This is a genomic window from Phyllobacterium sp. 22229, assembly GCF_052056495.1.
Classification (GTDB): Bacteria; Pseudomonadota; Alphaproteobacteria; order Rhizobiales; family Rhizobiaceae; genus Phyllobacterium; species Phyllobacterium myrsinacearum.
On sequence record NZ_JBQEPA010000045.1, the window covers coordinates 1 to 7,878 of the forward strand.

Sequence of the window (7,878 nt, forward strand, 5' to 3'; positions counted from 1 at the left end):
ACAAGCAGGAGCTGCGCAAGGCGCCGTAAAACGGTGTAAGATGAGCATTCTGCGCCAGCGGCGAAATAATTTGCGGGGCAATATCGGCACGGCTGACCGCCTGGATTTCACCGCCATCGGTCCCGCCGTCAATCTGGTCAGCCGGTTGGAGGGCCTTTGCCGCCCGCTTGGCCACACAGTCTTGCTCTCCGGCGCGTTCGCGGCGGAAACGGCGCAGCCGTTGACGTCACTCGGCAAACATCAGTTGCGCGGCATTGCCGCGCCCTGCGCGGTGTTCACACCGGCACAGTGATGCGCCGCATTTTTGCCGGAGGAGCAGATTGGCTTGTGCAGCTCCTCCGGCAACTGTCTTGTGGTTACAGGGTGGCCATATCGATGACGAAGCGGTAGCGCACGTCGCTCTTGAGCACGCGTTCGTAGGCTTCGTTGATATCTTTGATATCGATGGTCTCGATTTCGGCAACGATGTTGTGCTCGCCGCAGAAATCCAGCATTTCCTGGGTTTCCTTGATCGAGCCGATACCTGAACCCGCAAGGCGCTTGCGCCCGGCGATTACCGAGAAGGCATTGACGGGAACCGGGTGCTCCGGTGCTCCGACGAGGACCATGGTGCCGTCGATCTTGAGCAGGCCGAGATAGGCATTCCAGTCAATCGCCACACCGGCGGTGCAGATGATGACGTCGAAGGTCCCGGCGAGTGTCTTGAACGTTTCGGGATTGCTGGTTGCATAATAATGGCTTGCGCCCAGCTTCAACCCGTCATCCTGTTTCGACAGGGTCTGGCTGAGGACCGTGATCTCCGCCCCCATCGCATGACCCAGCTTGACGCCCATATGGCCAAGCCCGCCCATGCCGACAATGGCGATTTTCTTGCCCGGCCCCGCCTTCCAGTGCCGCAGCGGCGAATAAAGCGTAATGCCGGCGCACAGCAGCGGAGCGGCGGCATCGAGCGGCAGGTTGTCCGGAATGGAAAGGACGTAGCCTTCCTTGACCACGATGGAATCCGAATAGCCGCCCTGGGTGGGCGTGACACCATCGGCTTCAACGTCATTGTAGGTCAGGACGATGCCCGGCATATATTGCTCGAGATCGGCATCGCGTGCTGCGCATTTCGTGCAGGAATTGACGAAACAGCCAACGCCGACGCGGTCGCCCTTCTTGAACTTCGTTACCTTTGCACCGACGGTCGTCACGATACCGGCGACCTCATGACCAGGCACCATGGGAAATTTGGAACCGCCCCATTCGTCGCGCGCCTGATGGATATCGGAGTGGCAGACGCCGCAATATTTGACCGAGATGACGACATCATCGTCATTGGGTTCCCGCCGTTCGAAGACAAACGGGGTGAGCGGTTTGGAGGCGTCGGTTGCCGCATAGCCTTTAGCAAGAGCCATGAATGTTTCCTTTTGAGATGAGGAGATGTGTGGGGCAACCAGCTATGCCGCAGGGCCGGCCCGAAGCAGTAGCGCAATCCTGCAGGCTTGTTGCACAATCCTCCAAATCAGCGGCTCCGAAATCGATGGCTCTTTGATCAAAGACCAGCCTTTGAGATCGAACGACGTCATACCCGCATCAGCGGTGTCCAACGCGGCGTCAGAAAAATGCCGTCACGATCCTTCCGGACATCTCAGCGCATGCCGCGCAGGTCCTGCAGAACGCCTTCCGTGCACTCGAAGCAATCGCCGCCCGGCGGCGTGTTTTCGATCCGGTCGATGACCAGCCTCAGGCCGGCATGGGTTTCAGCCAGTTTTTCCTGCAGGGCTTCAATTTCAGCGAGTTTTTTGCGCAGGCCGGAAAGCATCACATCATGCCCCACGGGTCCCTTGCCCTGCTGCGCAACCAGCGTGCGGATCTCGGCGAGCGAAAACCCCGCCTGCTGAGCAAGAATGACCAATTCCAGCACCTGCTTCGTGCGCGCCGGATACTGCCGGTAGCCGCCAAGGCTGCGGTCGACCGTGCCGATCAGACCCTGCGCCTCGTAAAACCGTATCTTTGACGGTGCCAATCCCGTCTGCTGGGCAAGTTCGCCTATTTTCATGATCCGTCGATTTTTTGCTTGACCTTAAAGTTCACTTTAACGTTAGACCGATGCCAACGTCAACTTTCTGGTCATAAAATGTCACCTTTCGAACCCCTTACCCTCCCCAACGGGAGCATTATTCACAATCGCATTGCCAAAGCGGCAATGGAAGAGAACATGGCCGATGCGGCGCATGGCCCCTCCGCCGCGCTCATGACACTCTACAAGGCCTGGGCGGATGGCGGCGCCGGGTTGATCCTGACCGGCAATGTCATGATCGACCGCCGCGCCATGACAGGCCCCGGCGGAGTCGTGCTGGAGGACGAGCGCAATCTTGCGGCTTTTCGCGCCTGGGCGCGCGTCGGTCAGGCCAATGGGGCGCAGATGTGGCTCCAGCTCAATCACCCCGGGCGGCAGGTCATGAAGAATATGGGCCAGGAAACCCAGGCTCCTTCCGCCGTCGCGCTCGACCTCGGAAAACACTCGAAACTGTTTCCGATGCCGAAGGCCATGACGGAGAGCGGCATCCATGACATCATCCAGCGCTTCGTCAAAGCCGCCAGGATTGCCGAGACAGCCGGATTTGCCGGCGTCCAGATCCATGCGGCCCACGGCTACCTCATCAGCCAGTTCCTGTCGCCTCTGACCAACCGGCGGGATGACAGGTGGGGCGGCTCACTGGAGAACCGGGCACGGCTACTGCTCGAAACGGTGAAAGAGGTACGCGCGGCCGTATCGCCAGGGTTCTCCGTGGCGGTGAAACTGAATTCGGCCGATTTTCAGCGTGGCGGCTTTGATGCCGACGATGCGAAGCGCGTGGTGGAAATGCTGAACGGCCTCGATGTCGATCTCGTCGAACTCTCGGGAGGCAGTTATGAGGCACCGGCCATGCAGGGCAGTGCGCGCGACGGGCGGACGTTGAGCCGCGAGGCATATTTCCTCGAATTCGCCCGGGATATCGCGGCAGTCGCCAGAATGCCTGTGATGGTGACCGGCGGTATCCGCCGGATCGAGGTTGTTCAAAAGGTGCTGGATAGCGGCGTGGCAATGGCAGGTATCGGCACGGCGCTGGCCATTCGCCCCGATCTTCCGGTTGTTTGGCGGCAAGGCGCTGATCCGCGGCCCGAACTGCCGCCGATCCGCTGGAAAAGCAAAGTCCTCGCCTCTCTCGCCAGCATGGCTGTGGTCAAATACCAGCTCCGCCGCCTGAGCGCTGGCCTCACACCGGTTCCCGGCGTCTCTCCGGCATGGGCGCTGGTGATTGCACAATTCAAGTCGGCGCGCCTCACCAGGACGTACCGCCGGTGGATGACGTCTTCCGCTGCCGGTCAATGAAAGCGCACAGGCTTTGCCGCCGCGCGCGAGAGCGGGCTTGTCCTATTTGCCGATCAAATCGCGCACCGTTTCTGTGGTGTCTGCCGGATTGAGCAGCAACAGCGGCGTCCTGCCTTCGGCCAGCGGGATATGGCTGATGACATGTAGCTGGTTGCCCGCATCGCGGTGGATGGAATAGACCAGCTCACCGTCAAAACGTCTTTCCACTTTTCTGCTCTCAATGCGAAAGCGCAGTGTCAGCGCCACCAGCCCCAGCACGAAGGCGGGCGGAACGATCAGCCATAGCGCCTTGATCCAATCGGGCGAGGATTGGAACGTGTCGAGCAGATTTGACCAGAAATTGTAATTGTCCATGTTCACTCCCTTGTCTCGCGAGGAAAGTGGTCACCCGAGGTTTATCCTCTGGTGACCGGGGAGTTAGAAAGCCGCCGCAAGACGACCGCCACGGCCTTTAAGCCGAAGCTCTGGACATACGCCGAGACCTCCCCGGCCATAGGGCTGAGGAGGCATCATTGCGGTTGATGCCAACCGCTTGCGGTGGGGTTTCTAAGCCCCAAGACCGACCCATTTCGACCGGCCTCATTGTGGACCATAATGGGAAAGTGAAGCGGGTGGAAGGGGTTAGGGCACCGGTTTGTATATTGAAGGCTACAAAACCTCCGGCGCGTGGTTCGCCTATTCCGCCGCCTCCGCGACAGCGTCGTCCAGCTTCCTGGCCGCAGCGGCCACGGGCAATTGCACAGGCTTCAAAAGCAGGGCCATCAACAGTCCGAACAGGGCAATGCAGGCCGCCGTCAGGAACAGTGGGGTGAAGGCGGCGGCGTAGCTGTCGGCAAGCATCCGGCGCGTTGCCTCGGGGAGCGCCGCCATCATCTTGGGCGTCAGTTCGCCGATATTGCCGACGCCGGGAATGGCACCGGCACCATGCGGCAGGTTGGCCGCAATGATCGCGCCATAGGCTGATATGGCAATCGAGGCACCGGCCATGCGGGCCAGCGACACCGAACCGGTCGCGGCGCCGACGTCGCGGCTGCCCGCTGCATTCTGCACGCCGATGATCGGAAGCTGCTGACCGACGCCGATGCCGGCGCCATGCATGAGCATCAACAGGCCGATGATAAACACGGGCGTTCCCGCATGCACCTGAGTGAGCAGGCCAAAAGCGATAGCACTGAGCGTGAGACTGGCGACGGAAAGGTATTTGTAGCGGCCGGTGGTCGAGATCAGCCGGCCTGTCAGAAGCGAGCCGCCGACAATGCCGCCCGTCAGAAGAATGAACAGCAGCCCTGCGAGCGACGGGGACAGACCCGTCGTGGTCTGCAGGAAGAAGGCGAAGTAATTGACCATGCCGATGGCGATCGAACCGCTGGCAATCGAAATGATCAGAAACAGGGTGAAGGTCGAATTGCGGAAAAGGGAAAGCGGAATGATGGGCTCGGGCGCGCGGCGCTCGACCAGAATCCATGCCGTGGCGCAAAGGATGGCAAATGCCACAAGCGAAACAGTCTGGGGTGCCAGCAGCGACCCGAACAGCTGGGCGCCATCGGCCGCCAGAACAAGGCTGGTCGTGGTCAGGGCGAGCAGGACCGCGCCGGCATAGTCGATCTTGGGCTTGCGTGCCGGTTTGCGGTAGGGAAGCATGAAGGCCAGCCCGGCGATGACGGCAATACCAATCGGCAGATTGATCAGGAAGATCGAACGCCAGCCGAACAGATCGCTCATCGTGCCGCCAAGCACCGGCCCGATGGCGCCGGACGCCATGAACACAAGGCTGATATAGCTCTGGTAGCGGGCGCGCTCGCGCGGCTCGAACAGATCGGCAGTGACGGAAAAGATCGAGACCATGACGCCGCCGCCGCCCAGCCCCTGCAGCACGCGCGCTGCAATCAGCGTGTTCATGGAAATGGCCAGGCCGCAGACCGCCGAACCCAGCGTGAAGATGGATATGGCGGCGATCATCACATATTTGCGCCCGAACAGGTCGCCCAGCTTGCCATAGACCGGCATCACCGCACTGACGGCAAGCAGATAAGCCGAGCCGATCCAGGCGAAACGCTCAAGCTCGCCGAATTCGCCGACAATGGTCGGCAGCGCCGTCGACACGATCTGGTTGTCGAGTACAGCCATGAACATGGCCGCCATCAGAAGGAAGAAAAGCATCAGCCGCTTGCGCGGGTCCGCAACGAGCGGCTCGAACGTGTTGGTCATGTTCATGGAGCGGGGTATCCGGTTTTGATTGGCGCAATTTATGTGCTATTAGCATACATATGTCAATCGCACTTTAATGCCTTTTGCATATTTTAATGCTGATAGGCATCTGTTATGCTGGAATCATGACGGAAACTACGACGACACAAAAAATTGAAACCCCGCAAAACGGGTCGAATGATGATCTCCTACGCATCGGGCGGGTGATGACCCGCATGCGGCTGATGACCGGCCGGCGGGTGATTGCCCGTCTTGCCATACAGAAGCTGGCGCCCGGCCTTGAACTGACCCATCTCGACGTTCTCGATGCGGTCCGCCGCGGCGAACTCGCCGGCGAGGTGACGGTCGGCGTCATTGCCGACACCCTGCGGATCGATCCCTCGCGCGCCAGCCGCATCGTGGCGGAGATGGTCGCCAAGAACGTGTTGCGCCGCAAGGCATCGCAGACCGATGCACGGCGGATCGTCGTGGTCATGACAGCGCTCGGGCAACGCCTGGTCGCCGAACTTCACGCGCTGAAGCAGTCGGTTGTCGAAAGCGTCGTCGCCGACTGGCCTGCCGAAGACATCGCAATCTTCTCCAGACTTTTTGAAAAATATGTCGATGGGTTCGAACAGCTGTTTGCGCGCAGCGCAACAGACCCGGCGGACTAGAGCCTTTCCTGTTTAAATAGAACCAGTTCTGTTTCCCGGATGGCGAGACAATCCACGCGGAAGGCAGCGAGGCCGATGTTTATCCATCGGACGACGCTGCTTGACAAAGTGGGTGTCCGCCAGCCGGAAACCCGAAGGGCCGGGTGAATTTGGCCCAATCCCATCGGGCTTCGGCTTCACCCGATGGAAAGGCATCGGTCTTGCCAAATCCCTCGCCCTTGAACCAAATTCCCTCCGGCAGAACGATTCTATTTAAGCAGGAAAGGCTCTAGATGAGCTTGCGCAGCGTCAGCTCGTCCTTCAGATAGGCGTAGTAGATCGGGGCGGCGACGAGACCGGCCACGCCGAACCACGCTTCTAGCACAACCATGGCCAAAAGCAGTTCCCAGGAGCGGGACTTGATGCGGGCGCCGATGATCCGCGCGTTGAGGAAATATTCGAGCTTGTGGATGACCACGAGGAAGGCAAGCGAGCCGACGGCAGCGATGAACGACACGCTCAAGCCCACTACCACGATGATGGTGTTGGAAATCAGATTGCCGATAACAGGCAGCAGACCGGCGACAAAGGTCACCACGATCATGGTCTTGACCAGCGGCAGGTGCACCCCAAGGATCGGCAGGATGACGACGAGATAGATCGCCGTCAGAAACGTGTTCAGCGCCGAAATGCGGATCTGCGAGAAAACGATGTTGCGGAACGCGCCGCTGAGGAGGCTCGCCCGGTCGACCAGCGCCACCGCCAGAGGTCCCGGCTCGCGCGATGCATTCACCGTGCTCAGCGCGATCATGCCGCCGATCACCATGCCGACGATGATGCGAACGATCAGAACGCCGAAATCACGGCCGACGAGTTGCAGCTGCCCGGCATGCTCGCGCAGCCATTTGGCCGCCATGGATTCCAGCTCATCGAGACTGGCGGGAAAATACGCCTTCGCCCAATCCGGCAGGTGGACCTGGGCCGTATCGATGATTTCAGCCATCTTCTTGAACAGCGAGACAACCCCTTCGGTACCGTTGGTCAGTTGCCCGAGCCCGCTGACCACGGCGGCAACGATCAGAAGGATGAAAATGATCGCCAGCAGGGCCAGCGCCAGAGTCTTCGTCAAGCTGTTGGAAACGCCGAGTTTACCCAGCACGGGTGCGGCAAGATGCACGAGGTTATAGACAAGAAGTCCCGATAGCAGGGCCGAAAGCAGTCCCAGCTGGAGGACGGCAAACAGGGCGAGAAGCGTCAGGGCGAAAGACGCGATATAGAGCCGTGTGGCAGTGAGCAAGTGGCACCTTGAGAAGGGCGATCTGTTTCGGATTCTTCCTAGCCTTGAACGGCGTATAGACGCAAGCAAAAGCGGCTCTAATATGGACAAAATTTAATGGCTGCGGCAATTTCCAAGCAACCCCAATACCCGCTAATGTCCTGTTTAACTTATGCCCTTTCGAGGGATGACAAGAACAGGTGAGTGAATGGTATCGAAATCGCGTGTCCTGATATCGGTCCTGGTCATTGCGGCGCTGGGTACAGGCGCCTATGTGACGCGGGATCGCTGGTGGACAAATGGCCTGGGTATCTCGGCGCAGAATGCCCTGGCGCACGGTGGAAAGCCGGTGCGCGATTGTGATGGTTGTGCGGTCTCTGGCAAGCGTAGCAAGGGCTCTGGCC

General features: G+C 59.9%; 7 protein-coding genes and 2 pseudogenes. 4 read left to right on the forward strand and 5 right to left on the reverse strand.

The features are described from left to right. A pseudogene (locus ACTJJ7_RS27880) lies at positions 1–292 on the forward strand (hypothetical protein); the annotation flags it as partial. A gap of 64 nt (positions 293–356) precedes the next feature. Here ACTJJ7_RS27880 and ACTJJ7_RS27885 read toward each other — a convergent pair. Next, positions 357–1,397, reverse strand: coding sequence for an NAD(P)-dependent alcohol dehydrogenase (locus ACTJJ7_RS27885; protein WP_440969487.1), 1,041 nt, complete (start codon positions 1,395–1,397; stop codon positions 357–359). A gap of 233 nt (positions 1,398–1,630) precedes the next feature. Further along, the gene (locus ACTJJ7_RS27890; protein WP_440969488.1) at positions 1,631–2,041 is read right to left on the reverse strand and encodes a MerR family transcriptional regulator; all 411 of its coding nucleotides are present in this window, start codon (positions 2,039–2,041) and stop codon (positions 1,631–1,633) included. A 78-nt stretch (positions 2,042–2,119) separates the two neighbouring features. On the opposite strand from ACTJJ7_RS27890, the gene ACTJJ7_RS27895 reads away from it, so the two are divergent. Next, the gene (locus tag ACTJJ7_RS27895) at positions 2,120–3,358 is read left to right on the forward strand and encodes an NADH:flavin oxidoreductase/NADH oxidase family protein (protein WP_440969489.1); all 1,239 of its coding nucleotides are present in this window, start codon (positions 2,120–2,122) and stop codon (positions 3,356–3,358) included. Positions 3,359–3,400: 42 nt separating this feature from the next. Here the strand turns inward: ACTJJ7_RS27895 and ACTJJ7_RS27900 are convergent, their stop codons facing one another. Next, positions 3,401–3,712: a hypothetical protein gene (locus tag ACTJJ7_RS27900; RefSeq protein ID WP_440969490.1), complete on the reverse strand. Its 312-nt coding sequence runs from the start codon at positions 3,710–3,712 to the stop codon at positions 3,401–3,403. A gap of 321 nt (positions 3,713–4,033) precedes the next feature. Next, positions 4,034–5,572, reverse strand: a complete 1,539-nt coding sequence (locus ACTJJ7_RS27905) for an MDR family MFS transporter (RefSeq protein ID WP_105736588.1) — start codon at positions 5,570–5,572, stop codon at positions 4,034–4,036. Positions 5,573–5,691: 119 nt separating this feature from the next. Between ACTJJ7_RS27905 and ACTJJ7_RS27910 the strand changes: the two genes are divergently transcribed. Then, positions 5,692–6,219 carry a MarR family winged helix-turn-helix transcriptional regulator gene (locus ACTJJ7_RS27910; protein ID WP_440969491.1) on the forward strand — a complete coding sequence of 176 codons (528 nt, stop codon included), beginning with the start codon at positions 5,692–5,694 and terminating at the stop codon, positions 6,217–6,219. A 268-nt stretch (positions 6,220–6,487) separates the two neighbouring features. Here the strand turns inward: ACTJJ7_RS27910 and ACTJJ7_RS27915 are convergent, their stop codons facing one another. Beyond that, positions 6,488–7,495: an AI-2E family transporter gene (locus ACTJJ7_RS27915; protein ID WP_245421196.1), complete on the reverse strand. Its 1,008-nt coding sequence runs from the start codon at positions 7,493–7,495 to the stop codon at positions 6,488–6,490. Positions 7,496–7,682: 187 nt separating this feature from the next. On the opposite strand from ACTJJ7_RS27915, the pseudogene ACTJJ7_RS27920 reads away from it, so the two are divergent. Further along, positions 7,683–7,878, forward strand: a pseudogene (locus ACTJJ7_RS27920) (efflux RND transporter periplasmic adaptor subunit); the annotation flags it as partial.

Bases quoted from the DNA above. Each gene is read 5' to 3' on its own strand.
- ACTJJ7_RS27885 (WP_440969487.1), bottom strand. From the start codon at position 1,397: ATGGCTCTTGCTAAAGGCTATGCGGCAACCGACGCCTCCAAACCGCTC.
- ACTJJ7_RS27890 (WP_440969488.1), bottom strand. From the start codon at position 2,041: ATGAAAATAGGCGAACTTGCCCAGCAGACGGGATTGGCACCGTCAAAG.
- ACTJJ7_RS27895 (WP_440969489.1), top strand. From the start codon at position 2,120: ATGTCACCTTTCGAACCCCTTACCCTCCCCAACGGGAGCATTATTCAC.
- ACTJJ7_RS27900 (WP_440969490.1), bottom strand. From the start codon at position 3,712: ATGGACAATTACAATTTCTGGTCAAATCTGCTCGACACGTTCCAATCC.
- ACTJJ7_RS27905 (WP_105736588.1), bottom strand. From the start codon at position 5,572: ATGAACATGACCAACACGTTCGAGCCGCTCGTTGCGGACCCGCGCAAG.
- ACTJJ7_RS27910 (WP_440969491.1), top strand. From the start codon at position 5,692: ATGACGGAAACTACGACGACACAAAAAATTGAAACCCCGCAAAACGGG.